Annotated in this window: 1 protein-coding gene; it reads left to right on the top strand. The window is 54.0% G+C overall.

What is annotated here, in order from left to right; all coding sequences use genetic code 11:
- Positions 1 to 278, top strand: a 278-nt coding sequence (locus QP415_RS11680; RefSeq protein WP_285100189.1) for a hypothetical protein, incomplete at both ends; no start/stop codon positions are given.

Raw genomic sequence — 278 nt, 5'->3', positions numbered from 1 at the left:
AGACGCAGGCGATATCCCCGAATGGGCGGCAGAAAAACTACAATCCCGCTGGGATAGCCTCGTCGACAAGATCAGTGACGCGATTGATTACCTTGACCAGCTGCAACAAGAAACTGGGGCACCGCCAGAGGCTGTGCAGATGCAAAGGTTCAAAACCAATGCTTCCTGCAAGCGCGTTAACGGCCCTGGTGTGACTGCCAGAGAGCACGCAATCATGGTGGGCATTATTACCGCTGCCTTGCAGGCAGAAAAGTATGAGGTGAACTTGGACTGGATCC

The organism is Pauljensenia sp. UMB3104 (genome assembly GCF_030217285.1).
Lineage (GTDB): Bacteria > Actinomycetota > Actinomycetes > Actinomycetales > Actinomycetaceae > Pauljensenia.
The sequence above is the reverse complement of the archived record's forward strand: the minus strand, read 5'-3'. Positions and strand labels throughout refer to the sequence as shown.